This is a genomic window from Endozoicomonas sp. ALD040 (assembly GCF_049275945.1).
In the GTDB taxonomy this organism is placed as follows: Bacteria; Pseudomonadota; Gammaproteobacteria; order Pseudomonadales; family Endozoicomonadaceae; genus Endozoicomonas_A.
On the sequence record NZ_CP184829.1, the window covers coordinates 5,494,109 to 5,510,396 of the forward strand.

Below are 16,288 nucleotides of genomic sequence, written 5' to 3' on the forward strand. Positions count from 1 at the left end.
GTTAAGTACCTGGCCAGTTGGTTTCGCATATTCTGGCGAGTGGATTTTTTCATCCTTCAAGGCGCAACGACGGACGCGTGGCCATAGCTACGCAACCAGAGTTGTAACGCAGAAGGATGGAAAAAGCCGCCGTCCAGAATATGCGAAACCAACTGGTTAGGTACTTACAATAGGCTGAGCGTCAGGACGTGACCTGCTGGCCTTTTGAGCAGGCTCATTGGCATCTGTGACGAAGCAGGCAGGAACCACTACGAAATCGTGAAAAAGTAGCTGCAAAGACAATCCCCCGCTGATTTCTTTGAATCAGTGGGGGGATGTTTAGATGAGGATTAATCTGTCGGCTGCGGATAAATTCAACCTTAGCCCTATAGCGTGGTTTCGGATTTGCCCATGGAAGAGACTTTTATTTGAAACGGATTAGCTAATTGCTGATTCTTACTTTCCAGCCAGTTTTGGAACTGTTTGGCATCCACGTTATCTGGCACGCGGACATTGAACGTCAGTGTCTGGCTGGCGTTTTGCTCATCCAAACTGAACGATACCAATTCATAACCTCCCGAGCACTGTAGAATATTCACAATTTGCTGAAAATCATAGATTTCCTGACTGATAAGCAACTGGTTTGAACTGAAAGTGAAGCTCACCTGAAACGGGTTTGGAAAACGTGTATGGCTGAAAAAACAGGTACACAGAGGAGTAAAGACCCCCCCTGCGACCAGAGATCCGTAAGCTAATCCAGAGACTCCCGTACCAAATCCAGTGCCCGTACCTGCCGCTGCCGCAAGAAACGTCGAGAGCACCGCAAACTTTCCACATGACCAGGTCGGATTTGCCTCGGAGTTAAAGACGTAGGTGCTGAAACGTGGAAAGGGCTTCCAGCTTCGCATTTTGTTGACTTTCATAGCAACCAGACTGGCAAACATCCGGACAAAGGCTTTAAGTTCATTGGCAGAAATATGAAACCGGTTGCCGCCGCTTACCTCTCCTCTTTCCAACCAGGCATAGACGATTGAACTCCCTGTTTTCAGATAGTGGACTGAATGCACCGACGCATCATCAGGTTGATTGGTTAAGGGTTGGGCAGCTGAAGTGGAATCAGCTGCGTCGATAGAGTCAATAATAGTCACTGAAACTGGCGAAGACGCAGGCCAGCGCCTGACTGCTCCGGGCTGCTGATCTAAATCAATGCCAGTAGATCTTAAATCAAGGGGCTGAGTCTGGGGAGAAACTGGCGGGCCGCCTGTTGCTCCAAGTTCCTGATCTATAGCATGTTCAACCATTGTCAAATCAGATAGCAGTCCCTGTATAATGCCATCTACTGTTTCAGGTTCACGGTCTCCATCACTGCCTATCGATGTCAAATCGCGAGGCTGGCTCTGGACAGAAGGTGGCGGCCCAGAAATTGGTAACCCTCCAACTGTCTTATGCTCATGGCTTCCACTCACATCATCGGGGGACATCCCGGTGGCCGTGGCTTGCTCTTCTGGTGCTCCATCAGTGTTAGTTTCAGGATCAATAGACAGGTATACTTTGACGTGTGTTTGTGAGGTTTTAAAGTTAAGCACGTAATTATCGGCCATTGAAACCATGGTGGTCAGCAGAAAGATCAGTGCAACGACAAAGCTGCACAACACCTTAACACTACAAAGTTTTTTCATAATTACTCCTCCAGCTTAATAGCCGGAAACGCATTTCCAATCTGCACAGTGAATTAGATAAGAATGAAAGGGAGAGCTGCTCCAGGGCAGAATAAAGACCCGGCGAGTAACTAAGCCTTCCCGAAAAAACAGAAAATGCATTCAATTAATGCTTGCCCGAAAACACTCCTCCATGATTGTTGATGGTGTTGTCTGCAAACTGTAAGGGGTAATAAAAAAATCGCCATAATGTGTCTTTTAAAGACTCAAACATTATTGCACCTGATTACCAGACGTTTTTAAAATAGTTAAGCCGCTGGAAAAAGATGCTTTTTATTTAGAATATTTCTGTCTATAAAATATAAAATAAAGGGGGGTCCACAAATTTTACTAACAAGGAAACAAAGAAAAACAAAGAAAAACAGAGAAACGTTCGGGGAATTCTTTGACCGGGTGACTTTAAAATAGAGAAGGAAAAAGTATCCATATATTTGACTAACTGACGTGTTGAACTACTTTTTAGACTTGTATCAGGTGGGGACTGTGCTCGAGTTTGCTTGCACCCAAAGTAGACTGATTGATCCGGGAAATACTCTTTTGTTATTGTGCGTCTTGTTCCGTAATCAGAGACTAATGTTGTTTTGAGAATTATACGACCATGGTTTTTTTCAATCTTCAAGGTGGCAGGTTGTCAACTGTTTAGGTGGATTGGACTCTATTTTTGCTATCAAATTTTGTGCTTATGCTTCAATGTTCAATTGCTATGTTTTTCTAGTCCCATATTCTAGTCGGCGTATTTGAATTCTTTGAATTTTTTTATTGTATTTCTACTGAATGATTTTGATGTGAAGATATACAGATTTTCAAAAAAAACCACGTATTCTGCTTTTTATAATAATTTTAATAAAGAGCGTTTGAGTTGAGCGGGTGGTTTTTATGTTTCTCATAACAGTTTGTTTGTTAATTTGGCGAAGGGGTTTTTGAGTATGTTATTTCTTCTCTCTTACAGCGTTTTGATACCAGGCTTCTGTAGTCCGAAATAACGGATATAAAGTTAATCTGTGCTCTAGAGGCTGGTTTCCAGAAGACCAACAGGGTGTGTTGTTGGCTCGCCAATGGCAGATACCTTTATTTGAAACGGATTTGTTAATTGCTGATTGTGCCTTTCAAGCAAGCCGCGGAGATTGCCAGCATGTACTGTATCAGGTACCTGGACTATAAATCTCAGTGTCTGGATGGAGGTCCGCTCGTTGAAATGAAATGACACCAGATTAAAGCCTCCTGTGCACTGCAGTAAATTCACTATCTGCTGCAAATGATTGATTTCCTCACTCATGAGTAAATTATCCGATCGAAATGTGAAACTCACCTGAAACCGGTTTGGAAACCAGGCACGGCTTAACATTAAAATGCTGGGAGGAATACAGATTCCGGTACTCAGACATGTGCCTCCCAAGGCAGGGATTCCCATACTAAATCCAACACTGGTAACTGCCGCTATAGCGATTGACTCAGTGAGAACCGCAATCCTTCCCCGATACCAGCGCGGATTTACATCCGAGTCACATATGTAGCTGCGGAGCCGGGTGAACGGCTGACAGGAATGCATTTCTTTAGCTTCCGTAGCAACCAGACTGGCGAACAGAACGACAAATTCATCCAGCTGATCTGGAGAACCTTCAAAAAAAAATGCACCACCGTCATCCTCTACTCTTTCCAGCCAGGAGGAAACGCTTGCACTTTTGGTTTGCAGCGGACGGATATATTCTTTCGATGCAGCAGTTGGTTGAGTTGTTAAGGGTAGGGAAGAAGTTGATGCAGTCCCGTCATGAGGATCAATGAAATGCAGTGAAACGGGTGAAGGAAGGCCTCCCAGGTTCTGGCCTTCATCGTTAATAATGTAAGTCAAATCAGAGAACTGACTTTCGGTGGATTCCGGCATGCCTCCAATTGCACCAGGTTCCTGATTTTCATCATTAGCACCTGATGTAAAATCAGAGGGCCGGACCGGGGGGGGAGAAGGCGGCGGTTCAGAAATTGGCAAGCCACCTACTGTTGTATATTTCTGATCTTCACTGGGTAACAATCCAGAGGGTTGTTCTTGTAATCCTTGTTCTACCGATGCTTGAGCTGCTTCTGTATCAAGGGGTACAGAGAGGTGGACTCTGACGATGGTCTGCGGACTCTGAAAAACAAGTAGGAAATGCTCTGCAACCGAAGCTGGTGGGGTCAGCAGGAGCAACACAGTAATGACAAAACTGAACGATACCCGGATAAGATATAGTTTTTTCATCATCACACCTGTTAATCAAAAGCTTAAAAATAGTTAAGCCACTGAAAAAAGATGTTTTTTATTTAGAATATTTCCGACTATGCAACACTTTGCAGGCGTTGTTAATGCTTTCCTGGCTCCGGTGTTTTTTGGTACAGCCATAAAGGGACACAAGAGTCATAAACAGCTTGAAGTCCCCGGTCGGCCTGGCTAAGAACTTATGGTTTCTGAAAGCGGATGACATCCTGTTCAGAGGCCTGTTGCAGAATCTGCTTCAGAGTCAGGCAGATATGCTCGGCAACATCAGGATCACTGATGGGCTGATGGTTTTTATCCGTTATAAAGAAGCTGTCTTCGAGTTTTTCACCAAAGGTAGCAACCTTGGCATTATGGACTTGCAGCTCCAGTTCCACGAAAGTCCTTACGACTCTGGCCAAAAGTCCGGGTCTGTCGGTTGCCCTGATCTCCAGCAGTGTCTTTTTAATGCCGGGTAAGTTGCTGATGGTGATCAGAGGTTCTTTGGCGAAGTGCCGAAGTTGTCTGGGGGTGCGTCTCTGGGCAGCAACGGGCATTTGCCCCGAATCGCTGAGAATATCTTGCAGGTAACTCTGTATCTGCACAATGCGAGACTCATTGTTACCTATGGCTGAACCGTCTTCTTCTAATACGGTATAAGTATCGAGGCTGAACTGTTCACTGGAGGTAATGATTCTTGCGTCCTGGATACTGATGTGCAGGGAGTCAAGTCCGGCCACCGTTGCAGCAAAGAGATTGGGGCGGTCAGGCGCATAAACAAAAATTTGAGAACCACTGTGCTCCCTGTCAGTGTCTGTTTCCCGGGTCAGTATCAGGGGCTGCTGCTCCTGGTGAGCGAGAATTCCCTTCGTATGCCAGGCGATTTCATGGGGGTCATGACGGGAAAAGTAGTCGTCATCCAGAGTGTTCCAGAGTGACTGAATCGATTGCATGTCCAGGTTGTCATCAGCCAGCAGTGCGAGAGTCTCCTGCTGAATGTCCAGCAGTCTTTCATCACTGTCAGGCATATTCTCTATGCCGTGCTCCAGGACCAGGCGGGTCTGGCTATACAGCTGTTGTAATAAAGAAGATCGCCAGCCATTCCACAACTCAGGGTTGGTAGCATTAATGTCGGCAACAGTGAGCAGGTAAAGATGGTTCAGGTTGTTCAGATTGCCCACTTTACGTGCGAAATCCTGAATGACTTCCGGGTCCGACAGGTCTTTTTTCTGGGCCGTGGTCGACAGGGTGAGGTGCTCGCGTACCAGCCAGACAATGAGCTTGGTATCTACACGACGCAGGCCGTGTCTTCGGCAGAATACTTCGGCATCAACGGCACCCAGCTGAGAGTGATCACCTCCACGCCCTTTACCGATGTCATGATAAAGGCCGGCGACATAGAGTAACTCTGGTTTTTTGATGTCATGTATGATTCGAGAGGCAATAGGGTAGCGCTGCTTGTTTTCTTCGTAGCGAAAGCTACGCAGGTGCTTGATCAGCAACAGAGTATGCGCATCGACTGTATAGGTGTGGAACAGGTCAAACTGCATCTGGCCAATAATGCGACCAAACTCTGGCAGGTAGCGGCCAAGGATGCCATAGCGAGCCATTCTTCTGAGACTGATGGTTAATCCATAGGGTGCCTGCAAAAGCTGAAGGAATAATTTTGCGCACCTTGGGTCTTTTCTGAACTGACTGTCAACGGTGTGACGAATATCGCGCAGCAACCGGATGGTCTCAGCCCTTGGGCCGAGAATATCGGGGTCGCGGGTCATGAGGACAAACATTTCCAGAATAGCTGGCGGGTGCTCAGCGAATACCCGGTCATGAGTAACTTCAATGTACTGATTGCGTATCTGGAATCGATCATTGATAGCCGTTACGGTCTGCGGTTTGTCCGCATTCAGAATCTTGTCATCAAAATTCTGGAGGATCAGGTCTTTGAACTGGCCAACAATCAGAACCGTGCGGAAGTAGCTTTGCATGAACTGTTCTACCGCCAGTGAGCCAGGTTGGTCCCGGTAGCCAAACTGTTCAGCCAGTGATCGCTGGTGGTCAAACAGGAGTCTGTCTTCGCCCCGGCCGGCCAGTGTATGCAGTGCCCATCGTATCTTCCACAAAAATGCCCGGCAGCGGATGAGTTGTTCGTATTCGGCTTCTGTCAAAAAATTCAAAGCCATCAGTTTGATCGGGTCCTGGGTACCGAAATGACGTCTTGCGGTCCAACCCAGCATGTGCAAATCACGGATGCCGCCGGGTGAGCCTTTTATGTTGGGCTCCAGGCTATACGCGGTGTCAGCATACTTTTTGTGTCGGGCTTTCTGTTCGTCAAATTTGGCCTGAAGGTACTGATTGCTGGGCCACATATGGTGGACGCTGATCTTTTCCTGAAGTTGCTTGTTGAGATTTTCAGGATCACAGAGGGGGCGTGCTTCCATCAGGTTAGTGATGATGGTCAGATCGTCTCTGGCCTGTTCGGCGCATTCTTTTATGGACCGCACACTGGAGCCTACTTTCAGGCCAATGTCCCACAATGTCGTCAAAAAAGTTTCGATTTCTGTCTGGTGGGTCTGGTACTCGTCATTCTCCAGAAGAATCAGAATGTCGATATCGGAGCCAGGATGAAGCTCGCCCCGACCATAGCCTCCTACTGCAAGCAGGCTGATGTGTTCAGAATCGTCCCAGGCAGATTGTTCCCATACTGTGATAAGAATTTGATCGATAAGCCAAGTATGACTGTATACCAGCTGATCAATATTGACTTTTTTCCTGAACCATCGGTTCAGCATATCTCTGCCAGACTGGATGGTGTCTTTGTAAAGAGGGATGGAAGGCTGATTGCTGAGGGCGGTAACAAACGAGTTTTTATCAAACAGCTGGGCTTCAAGCTGATTCGGAATCTTTGGGTTTGCGTGATTCATAATAGATTATTCTCCTGGCACTCCGTCGCTAAAAAAACGGCTCGCGCTTCTTTGAAGGCGAAATTCTACAGATCAGATTCTATAGATAAAACGTGCGAGCCATTCAGGGGTCAAAAAGGAAGCGTTTCTTCACTTCTGAGAGTCAGTACCTCGACGCCATCAGCGGTAACAAGAATGGTGTGCTCCCACTGGGCTGAAGGGCGACGATCCTTGGTGACCGCAGTCCAGCCATCTCCCAGGAGTTTGGTGAACTTCTTGCCGGCATTGATCATGGGTTCAATAGTGAATGTCATGCCTTCCCGCAGAACATAATCGTTATGATCGCCATAACCATCGTAATGAAGTACCTGAGGATCTTCATGGAAGACCTTTCCGATGCCGTGGCCGCAAAACTCTTCAACCACAGAGTAGTGGTTGGCGTGAGCATGCTGGGCGATGACCCGGCCAATATCACTCAACCTTACACCGGGTTTGACGATCTCGATGCCCTTGTAGAGACATTCCTGTGTGACATTGACTAATTTTTCTGCATAGGGCTGGACGTTGCCGACCAGGAACATCTTGCTGGTGTCACCGTGGTAACCGTCTTTGATAACAGTAATGTCGATGTTGAGCATATCGCCGTTCTTGAGGGTCTTCTTGTCATTGGGAATGCCGTGACAGACAACATGGTTCAGAGAGGTGCATATGGATTTTGGAAAACCGGGGCGACCGGGTGCAGCACCATAGTTCAGGGGGGCTGGAATAGCCTGCTGTTCATTAACGATGTAGTCGTGACAGATACGATCAAGTTCGCCAGTAGTAATGCCAGGTTTTACGTGGGGGGTGATCATCTCCAGTACTTCGGCAGCCAGCTTGCCGGCGATGCGCATTTTTTCAATATCTTCAGGGGTTTTGATCGTAACGTTCATTTCAAATATTCTTTGTCAGGCGCAGGAAATACCGAGAGTGCTCTATAGTGAGTGATCTTTGATGACGGGTTAACAAGGTCATTTTGATCACTTATGACGGTCTGCTTCGGTAGCTTCCCAGGGGCTTTATGGATTCATTGCTGAAATTCTAACAGAAAAGAAGAGAGAGTTGGTTATTGTTAACTGGAACTGGCTTCAACTGTATAAAGAATCCTCCTGCAAAGAAATCTGTCGACTTTGAATCATCATAAGATTGTGGTATAAAATTGCGTCCTCGTGTTCAGGGTCACCTGATTGCGAGGTTACTATTTGATTTTGTAAACAGAACTCACATACACCGACACATGATTCAGGGTGCCCGAGTGCAGTCAGCGAGAGCTGATCGTTGGGTCGAACTCATGGGGTGTGTGGAGGCCTAACCCTGTAACAGGAGAATTCTCATGGCTCAAGTCACCATGCGTGACATGCTCAAGGCGGGCGTGCATTTTGGTCACCAGACTCGTTTCTGGAACCCGAAGATGAATAAATTCATCTTTGGTGCTCGTAACAAGATTCATATCATCAACCTTGAGCACACCATGCCTGCCTTTAATGAAGCGATGAGCTTCATTCGCAAGCTGGCCGAAGGTAAGAACAAGATTCTGTTTGTTGGTACCAAGCGTGCCGCCGGTAAGATCATTCGTGAAGAAGCTGCTCGCTGCAGCATGCCTTTCGTAGCACATCGCTGGTTGGGTGGTATGCTGACCAACTACAAGACCATTCGTCAGTCTGTACGTCGTCTGCGTGACCTGGAAGCTCAGGCTGAAGATGGCACTTTCGAAAAGCTGACCAAAAAAGAAGCCCTGATGCGCCGTCGTGATTTGGAAAAGCTGGATCGCTCTCTGGGTGGTATCAAGGAAATGGGTGGTCTGCCAGACGCACTGTTTGTTATCGATGTCGAGCACGAGCGCATCGCTATCCAGGAAGCCAATAAGCTGGGCATCCCTGTCATCGGTATCGTTGACACCAACTCCAGTCCTGAAGGTGTTGACTACGTTATCCCTGGTAACGATGATGCGATTCGCGCTATTCAGTTATACATTAAAGCTGCTGCTGATGTTGTTCTTGAAGGTCGTTCCGCTGCCAACACAGGCGCTGAAAGCGAGTTTGTAGAAGTTGAAGTAGAAGCTGCAGAAGCAGCTGAAGCTGCAGAAACTACAGAAGCAGCTGAAGCCAAGGCTGAAGACGGCCAGGAAGACACTAAGGAAGCTTAATCTTCTGGTCGTTGCGAAAAGGGGGCGTGGCCCCCTTTTTCAGATTTAAAAGAGCGTTTGTCACTTTGGGGTGGTCATTGACAGGAGCTTCAGTATGCACAAGCCTATTTTGTATGTCATAAGCTTGAAGCGCTAAACAACTAAGCTCAAGGCTGCCCTGAATCCCTTATTGAATATTTGCGAGAGGAACCCACCATGGCAGCAATTACTGCAGCACTGGTTAAGGAACTGCGTGAACGCACTGGCCTGGGCATGATGGAGTGCAAAAAGGCTCTGGTTGCTTCAGAAGGTGATATTGAAAAGGCGATTGAAGAGCTGCGTAAATCTGGTCAGGCTAAAGCCGCCAAGAAAGCAGGTCGTACCGCAGCTGAAGGTATTGTCGCTACCAAAGTTGCTGAAGATGGAAGCTTCGGTGTAATGGTTGAAGTTAACTCCGAGACCGACTTTGTTGCTCGTGATGACAACTTCCTGGGTTACGTTCAGACAGTGTTAGACGCTGCTTTTGACCGTAAGGAAGCTGACGTAGCCAAATTGATGGAAGGTGAACTGGAAGAAGCACGCCTGGCGCTGGTACAGAAGATCGGTGAAAACATCGGTGTCCGTCGTATTGAAATCGTAGAAGGTGGCGTGATTGACGCATACGTTCACGGTAACAAGCGTATTGCTGTTCTGGTTAGCCTTGACGGTGGCAGCTCCGAGCTGGCTCGTGATGTAGCTATGCACGTTGCTGCTGTTAACCCTCAGGTGGTTAACAAGGACGACATGCCTGCTGAGCTGGTTGAAAAAGAGAAGGAAATCTTCAAGGCTCAGGCAGAGCAGTCTGGTAAACCAGCTGAAATTATCGAAAAGATGATTGCTGGTCGTATCAACAAGTTCCTGGCTGAAAACAGTCTTACTGAACAGCCTTTTGTTAAAGACCCTGATGTCAAGGTAGGTGCTCTGGCCAAGAAAGCTGGGGCAACTATCACTGGCTTCGTTCGTTACGAAGTTGGCGAGGGTATCGAGAAAGAAGAAGTGGACTTCGCTGCTGAAGTTCGCGCTCAGGCTGGACTCTGATCCTGATACTGGTTATTACTGGTTAATGGATGGTGCCTGACCTGTTAGCTGAACAGGCTTGACTGAGCCTGTTCAGCGGGTCTGCAGGTTTACCCGTGTTCTGGTATCTGAGCAATGATGCACTGCTGCAAGGTTGTATGTAAACGGCCGCTTTTGAGCTGCTGACAGTGCAGAAAGCTCATTTGGCAGGATGTGGGGTGAGTCGGCAGGTTATCGGGGACAGGCGCGCCTTCGCCTAACTCTGAATTGGAAAGCTGAATATGCCGGCAAATGATCGACAACCGAAATACAAGCGCATTTTGCTTAAGCTCAGTGGCGAGGCCCTTCAGGGAGCGGGGGACTTTGGCATTGATCCCAGTGTTCTTGACAGAATGGCTCTGGAAATTGGCCAGCTGGTCGGTATCGGCGTTCAGGTCGGTATCGTGATCGGTGGTGGAAACCTTTTTCGTGGCGCAGCGCTGAGTGCCGCTGGCCTTGACCGTGTGACTGGTGACCATATGGGGATGCTGGCCACAGTTATGAATGCTCTGGCTATGCGTGATGCCCTTGAACGTTCAAACATCAACACCCGGGTCATGTCTTCCATTCCGATGGATGGTGTTGTAGAGCACTATGACCATCGTCGTGCAATGCGCTACCTCAATGGTGGCGATGTAGTGATTTTTTCAGCGGGTACCGGCAATCCTTTCTTTACAACAGACTCTGCAGCCTGCCTTCGCGGTATTGAGGTTGAGTCCGATGTTGTGCTGAAAGCAACCAAGGTTGACGGTATCTATGACAAGGATCCGGTTAAACATTCTGATGCAGTAAAATTTGAATCCCTGACCTATGATGATGTGCTCGAGCGCAAACTCGGCGTAATGGATTTGACTGCGATCTGTCTGGTCCGTGATCAGCAGATGCCCGTTCGGGTTTTCAATATGAATAAATCCGGTGCTCTGCTCAATGCAGTGGTAGGTGGCGAAGAAGGAACACTGGTGAGTGGGGTGGAAAATGATTGAAGAAATTAAGCAAGATGCGCAGGAGCGCATGAGCAAGAGTGTTGACTCTCTGGACAGTGCATTTGCCAAAATTCGTACTGGCCGCGCTCACCCGAGTCTGCTCGATAGTGTCAGGGTCTCTTATTATGGCTCCGAGACGCCATTGAGCCAGGTGTCTAACATTTCTACTGAAGATGCCAGGACTCTGGCTGTCCGCGTCTGGGAAAAGCAGATGGTTCCTGATGTAGAAAAAGCGATCCTGAAATCTGATCTGGGTCTGAATCCTTCCACTGCCGGTGAAGTGATTCGTATCCCTCTGCCTCCCCTGACTGAAGAAACCCGGAAGGGCTACACCCGTCAGGCACGTCAGGAAGCTGAAAACGCTAAAATTGCTATTCGCAATATTCGTCGTGATGCGCTGGCCGATATCAAGGAGCTGGAAAAGGAAAAAGAAATCAGTGAAGACGATGAGCGTCGTGCACAGGACGATATCCAGAAGGTAACTGATAAATACATTGCGGCAGTAGATGCGGCGTTGGCCAGCAAGGAAAAGGACCTGATGGAAGTTTGAGCGCTTCATCTTCTAATTGATTGGTTATAGACAGTCATGAGCGAAGAAAATCAATCTGTGTCAATCTGGATATAGCAGTCTCACTTTAATTGCAAATGTGGTTATTGTGGTGTTGTCGTCAGCTCTGTGTCATTGGCATGGCTGTGTTTCCTTAACATGGCTGTTTGATCGCTCCTCTTAATGTCTCATTTGATCAGGGATGGTGTTTCTCAGGTGGATTTGTGTATCTGTTCTGAGGTGTTAGGAGTGGCACTTTGCTGGCGTTTACAATTTGCAGTGAACGCTTCCGGAGTGCTGCAAATAAATTGTATTTTCAGATCAACAAAATAGTGAATGGCCATGAAATCGCAAGAGGAAATCGGCAGCCTTAAGGAAGTACCAGTTCAGAAGTTGCCCCGCCATGTGGCCATCATTCTGGATGGAAATAACCGCTGGGCGAAACGGCGACTGCTTCCGAGTCTTGCCGGCCATCGAGCGGGTCTGAAAGCAGTCAGAGAAGTGATTGAAGCCTGCGGTGAAGCAGGTATTGAAGTTCTGACTCTTTTCGCTTTCAGCAGTGAAAACTGGAACCGGCCGAAGAGTGAAGTGGATGGCTTGATGGAGTTGTTTCTGAGAACGCTGCGCAAGGAAACCGCTAAGCTCAAGAAAAATAATATCAGACTGAAGATTATAGGCGACATTAGTCGTTTTAGTCCGGACATACAGGAACATATTGCTGAAGCAGAAGCTTTGACTGCTGACGAAGCGAAAGTGACTCTGGTGATTGCTGCCAATTACGGAGGAATGTGGGATATTGCCCAGTCTGCCCGCAAAGTGGCTAACATGGTAGAGCAGGGGGAGATATCCGCTGACCAGGTTGATGAGTCGTTAATTGGTCAGCATTTGAGTACAGTGGGTATACCCGAGCCTGATCTACTCATCAGAACCAGTGGTGAACAGCGTATCAGTAACTTTCTTTTATGGCAGTGTGCCTACAGCGAATTTTATTTTACCAAAACCTTGTGGCCGGATTTCGATCGCAGGGAGTTTGAGCGTGCGCTCCTGGCTTATGTCAATCGCCAGAGACGATTTGGCAAGACCAGTGAGCAGGTGGAGGCTGAGGCTACGTGTTAAAACAGAGAATTCTAACTGCTGTAGTTCTGGCAGTATTGGCCCTGAGCAGTGTTATTTTTCTTCCTCCCACCGCTTTTTCAGTCCTGATTGCCCTGGTTATCATGCTGGGAGCCTGGGAATGGGCTAATTTGTCCGGCTTTAAAGATGTTTTTGCCCGGGTGGTTTATGTGTTGCTGATCGCTGGGGTCTGCTGGTTTGTGAAAGATATGTCGGCCTATGCACTGCTGACAGTGTCTGTTATCTGGTGGCTGCTGGCATTTGCTCTGGTGAAGAGTTATCCGGCCTCTGCCCGTTTCTGTCAGAGTCGATTGCTCAGGCTGGTGATGGGTGTGTTGACCTTGGTTCCAGCCTGGTTTGCACTCTCAAAACTTAAACTCCATGATCAGCATGGCTGGACCATTATTCTGGTGTTTCTGCTTGTCTGGGCAGCCGATATAGGTGCCTACTTTGCCGGTAAGAATCTTGGTCGTCACAAGCTCGCCGAGAGGGTGAGCCCCAAGAAAACGGTTGAAGGATTGGTCGGTGGGCTACTAATGTCGTTACTGGTGGCGGCCTGTGTGGGCTTGTATTTTGACCTTTCTTTAGCTCGTGGGCTGGGTCTTTTGGTACTTTCAGTTGCTGTTGTTCTGGTTTCCGTATTGGGTGATCTTTTTGAAAGTATGCTCAAGCGTGAGCGCGGTATTAAGGACAGTAGTAATTTACTGCCAGGTCATGGTGGGGTGCTGGATCGAATAGACAGCCTGACGGCGGCTGTGCCGGTCTTTACTCTGGCTCTGATTGTCGGAGGGAGTTAAGCATGCAACAGGTTTGTGTCCTGGGTTCAACCGGGTCTATCGGAAAAAGCACTTTGGACGTCATTGCTCGAAACAATGATCGTTACAGAGTCAGGTCGCTGGTCGCATGTCGAAGTCATGATGCGATGTTGGAGCAGGTGAGGGCGTTTAAGCCGGACTTCGCTGTCATGTCAGATCCTGCTGTTGCCGATCAGTTGCGAGCATCGGTAAAAGCTGAAGGGATTAAAACAGAGGTTCTTGGTGGTAGTCGGTCAGTCGCTCTGATGGCTGCTGATTCAGACATCGATATCGTCATGGCTGCTATTGTCGGAGCCGCAGGTCTGCTGCCTACTCTGGCCGCTGTCAAGGCAGGTAAGAAAGTCTTGCTGGCAAACAAAGAGGCGCTGGTTATGACCGGGGCGCTCTTTATGGATTCGGTAAAAGAGTCTGGTGCCCAGCTGTTGCCAATTGATAGTGAGCACAATGCTATCTTTCAGTGTCTTCCCCATGGTTATAGTGAAGGTCTTCAGGGGGTTGGGGTTCGCAGAATTCTATTAACCGCTTCGGGTGGGCCTTTCAGGGATGCACCGGTAGACACTCTACCTGCTGTTACACCAGCCCAGGCATGTGCTCATCCGAACTGGAGCATGGGGCGAAAGATTTCAGTAGACTCGGCCACCATGATGAACAAGGGGCTTGAGTTTATTGAAGCTTGCTGGCTCTTTGGTGCTCGTCCCTCCCAGGTCGAGGTGCTGATTCATCCGCAGAGTATCATTCATTCTCTGGTGGATTATGAGGATGGCTCAGTTCTGGCACAAATGGGCAATCCGGATATGCGCACACCGATTGCTCATGCAATGGCCTGGCCTGAGCGCGTGCAATCCGGTGTGGAGCCACTTTCTCTGGCCGATATTGGCAGACTGGATTTTCAGAAGCCCTGTATGCAACGTTTCAGATGTTTGCAGCTGGCTCAGGATGCTGCAACTGCCGGTGGGACTGCAGCCGCTATGTTAAATGCAGCCAATGAGACGGCTGTGGAAGCCTTCCTGGGTGATCATCTACGTTTTGATCGTATCCCGGAAGTCATTGATGCCACGCTTCAGGCGCTTCAGGTGTTCAGTGCAGGTGATATTGAACAGGTGCTGGATGCTGACCGAAAGGCCAGGTTGCAGGCCAGAACCCAGATTGAACAGTGGCACAAGACAGCTTGATGCTGTCATGGCTTAAATACATATATTTACTGTCATTCTGGCGATATTCTATTTACAGTCGTACATTGAAACATAAAACTCTGTCAACCACTGCTGTCTGCGAGTTCAAGGTCAAAGCAGGCAGGCAGGCGTACCGGAGGTTGGGTAGCGCGAAATGATATTTGGAACTTTGCAAACGTTTTTGGCTTTTGTCATAACGTTAGGAATTCTTGTCAGTATCCATGAGTTTGGCCACTTCTGGGTGGCCCGTCGTTGTGGTGTCAAGGTTCTTCGCTTTTCCGTAGGTTTTGGTAAGCCGCTCTGGAAGCGAACTGATCGTCAGGGGACTGAATACGTAATTGCAGCCATCCCCCTTGGCGGTTATGTCAAGATGCTGGATGAGCGGGAGGGGCCTGTACCTGAATCGGAAAGAGCCTTCGCTTTTAACAACAAGCCTGTCCTGTCCCGGATAGCGATTGTGGCTGCGGGTCCGATCGCTAATTTCCTGCTGGCAATAGCGGCACTGTGGTTAATGTATGTTTTGGGTGTAAAGACTGTGCTGCCGCAGGTTGAAAAAGTATTGCCTGATTCTCCTGCTGCAATAGCCGGTATTCAGCCCGGTGATGAGATTTTAAGAATTGACTCAACAGATACACCCGGATGGCAACAGGTGAATATGGAGCTTTTGTCGTTTATTGGCGACAATCGCTCTGTTGAAATCGTGGTCAGGCCCGGAATCCCTGGTCAAAAGCCTGAAGGCACTGAAGTCATCAGGCAGGTGCCCCTGCATAACTGGCTGGTAGGTCAGGAGGATCTGAATCCCGTCAGGGCACTGGGGATTGTACCTTACTCACCACAACTACCTGCTGTTATCGGTCAGGTTGTTCCGGGCGGTGCTGCTGAGCAGGCAGGCCTCCAGCCCGGAGATAAAATTCTTAAAACCAATGGTGAGCCTGTACAGGATTGGCTGGCATGGGTTAACCTGATTCGTAGTCACTCTGGTAAAACACTGCAGTTAGACGTTGAGCGTAACGGCAGTCTCCAAAGTCTTACCATTACGCCTGGTGAGAAAGAGGTGGAAGGTCAATCTGTGGGTTATATTGGTGCTGGTGTTCAGTCGGTCTCCTGGCCTGACGATATGGTCAGGACCTTGCAGTTTAACCCGCTCTCCGCAGTGCCCAAAGCTATTCAGGCAACGTCAGCTTTGACAGGAATGACGCTTGAGTCGCTGTGGAAGATGGTTGTCGGGCTGGTTTCGGTAAAAAACTTGAGCGGCCCTATTACCATTGCTAAAGTGGCTGGCGCGTCCCTGCAATCAGGACTGGAGAATTTTCTCTATTTCTTGTCCATGTTGAGTGTCAGCCTTGGGGTTTTGAATTTACTGCCCATTCCTGTACTGGATGGAGGACACCTGTTGTTTTATCTGGTGGAGTGGGTCAGAGGGAAACCTCTGTCTGAAAAGGCTCAGATGGTTGGGTTGAAAATTGGGGTGACTCTGGTGGTCAGTGTAATGATGCTGGCTCTTTATAATGACATAAGCCGGCTTTTCTGATGCGACTACCCAGAGTGAAAAATGAACACGGACTAAGAACGGAT

At 48.3% G+C, this 16,288-nt stretch carries 12 protein-coding genes; 8 read left to right on the forward strand and 4 right to left on the reverse strand.

Going from position 1 to position 16,288, the window contains the following annotated elements; all coding sequences use genetic code 11:
- Positions 1-365: 365 nt before the first annotated feature.
- The 4 genes from ACOJUN_RS19835 to map all read right to left on the reverse strand — a co-directional run bounded on the left by ACOJUN_RS19835 (position 366) and on the right by map (position 7,756).
- Positions 366-1,658: a hypothetical protein gene (locus tag ACOJUN_RS19835; RefSeq protein ID WP_422133622.1), complete on the reverse strand. Its 1,293-nt coding sequence runs from the start codon at positions 1,656-1,658 to the stop codon at positions 366-368.
- A 1,045-nt stretch (positions 1,659-2,703) separates the two neighbouring features.
- Positions 2,704-3,936: a hypothetical protein gene (locus ACOJUN_RS19840; RefSeq protein ID WP_422133623.1), complete on the reverse strand. Its 1,233-nt coding sequence runs from the start codon at positions 3,934-3,936 to the stop codon at positions 2,704-2,706.
- A 191-nt stretch (positions 3,937-4,127) separates the two neighbouring features.
- Positions 4,128-6,845, reverse strand: a complete 2,718-nt coding sequence (gene glnD / locus ACOJUN_RS19845) for a [protein-PII] uridylyltransferase (protein WP_422133624.1) — start codon at positions 6,843-6,845, stop codon at positions 4,128-4,130.
- Between the two features lie 110 nt (positions 6,846-6,955).
- A complete protein-coding gene (gene map, locus ACOJUN_RS19850; RefSeq protein ID WP_422133625.1) occupies positions 6,956-7,756 on the reverse strand; it encodes a type I methionyl aminopeptidase in 801 nt (266 codons plus the stop codon).
- A 440-nt stretch (positions 7,757-8,196) separates the two neighbouring features.
- Between map and rpsB the strand changes: the two genes are divergently transcribed.
- The 8 genes from rpsB (at position 8,197) to rseP (ending at position 16,244) form a co-directional block, all read left to right on the forward strand.
- A complete protein-coding gene (gene rpsB / locus ACOJUN_RS19855; protein ID WP_422133626.1) occupies positions 8,197-9,009 on the forward strand; it encodes a 30S ribosomal protein S2 in 813 nt (270 codons plus the stop codon).
- A 195-nt stretch (positions 9,010-9,204) separates the two neighbouring features.
- Positions 9,205-10,065, forward strand: a complete 861-nt coding sequence (tsf, locus tag ACOJUN_RS19860; RefSeq protein ID WP_422133627.1) for a translation elongation factor Ts — start codon at positions 9,205-9,207, stop codon at positions 10,063-10,065.
- A gap of 260 nt (positions 10,066-10,325) precedes the next feature.
- The gene (gene pyrH, locus ACOJUN_RS19865; RefSeq protein ID WP_317141688.1) at positions 10,326-11,066 is read left to right on the forward strand and encodes a UMP kinase; all 741 of its coding nucleotides are present in this window, start codon (positions 10,326-10,328) and stop codon (positions 11,064-11,066) included.
- A complete protein-coding gene (gene frr, locus ACOJUN_RS19870) occupies positions 11,059-11,616 on the forward strand; it encodes a ribosome recycling factor (RefSeq protein ID WP_422133628.1) in 558 nt (185 codons plus the stop codon). The genes pyrH and frr overlap by 8 nt, the downstream gene beginning before the upstream one ends.
- 357 nt (positions 11,617-11,973) lie before the next feature.
- Positions 11,974-12,729 carry a polyprenyl diphosphate synthase gene (gene uppS, locus ACOJUN_RS19875; RefSeq protein ID WP_422137102.1) on the forward strand — a complete coding sequence of 252 codons (756 nt, stop codon included), beginning with the start codon at positions 11,974-11,976 and terminating at the stop codon, positions 12,727-12,729.
- Positions 12,723-13,523, forward strand: a complete 801-nt coding sequence (locus tag ACOJUN_RS19880) for a phosphatidate cytidylyltransferase (protein WP_422133629.1) — start codon at positions 12,723-12,725, stop codon at positions 13,521-13,523. Before uppS ends, ACOJUN_RS19880 begins: the two co-directional genes overlap by 7 nt.
- A 2-nt stretch (positions 13,524-13,525) precedes the next feature.
- Positions 13,526-14,713, forward strand: coding sequence for a 1-deoxy-D-xylulose-5-phosphate reductoisomerase (ispC, locus tag ACOJUN_RS19885; protein WP_422133630.1), 1,188 nt, complete (start codon positions 13,526-13,528; stop codon positions 14,711-14,713).
- 154 nt (positions 14,714-14,867) lie between these two features.
- Positions 14,868-16,244, forward strand: coding sequence for a sigma E protease regulator RseP (gene rseP / locus ACOJUN_RS19890; protein ID WP_422133631.1), 1,377 nt, complete (start codon positions 14,868-14,870; stop codon positions 16,242-16,244).
- The last annotated feature ends 44 nt before the right edge of the window (positions 16,245-16,288 follow it).

What these genes read in the sequence shown, in the direction of transcription:
- ACOJUN_RS19835 (WP_422133622.1), bottom strand. Translation starts at nt 1,658, where the DNA reads ATGAAAAAACTTTGTAGTGTTAAGGTGTTGTGCAGCTTTGTCGTTGCA.
- glnD (WP_422133624.1), bottom strand. Translation starts at nt 6,845, where the DNA reads ATGAATCACGCAAACCCAAAGATTCCGAATCAGCTTGAAGCCCAGCTG.
- map (WP_422133625.1), bottom strand. Translation starts at nt 7,756, where the DNA reads ATGAACGTTACGATCAAAACCCCTGAAGATATTGAAAAAATGCGCATC.
- rpsB (WP_422133626.1), top strand. Translation starts at nt 8,197, where the DNA reads ATGGCTCAAGTCACCATGCGTGACATGCTCAAGGCGGGCGTGCATTTT.
- tsf (WP_422133627.1), top strand. Translation starts at nt 9,205, where the DNA reads ATGGCAGCAATTACTGCAGCACTGGTTAAGGAACTGCGTGAACGCACT.
- pyrH (WP_317141688.1), top strand. Translation starts at nt 10,326, where the DNA reads ATGCCGGCAAATGATCGACAACCGAAATACAAGCGCATTTTGCTTAAG.
- frr (WP_422133628.1), top strand. Translation starts at nt 11,059, where the DNA reads ATGATTGAAGAAATTAAGCAAGATGCGCAGGAGCGCATGAGCAAGAGT.
- ispC (WP_422133630.1), top strand. Translation starts at nt 13,526, where the DNA reads ATGCAACAGGTTTGTGTCCTGGGTTCAACCGGGTCTATCGGAAAAAGC.
- rseP (WP_422133631.1), top strand. Translation starts at nt 14,868, where the DNA reads ATGATATTTGGAACTTTGCAAACGTTTTTGGCTTTTGTCATAACGTTA.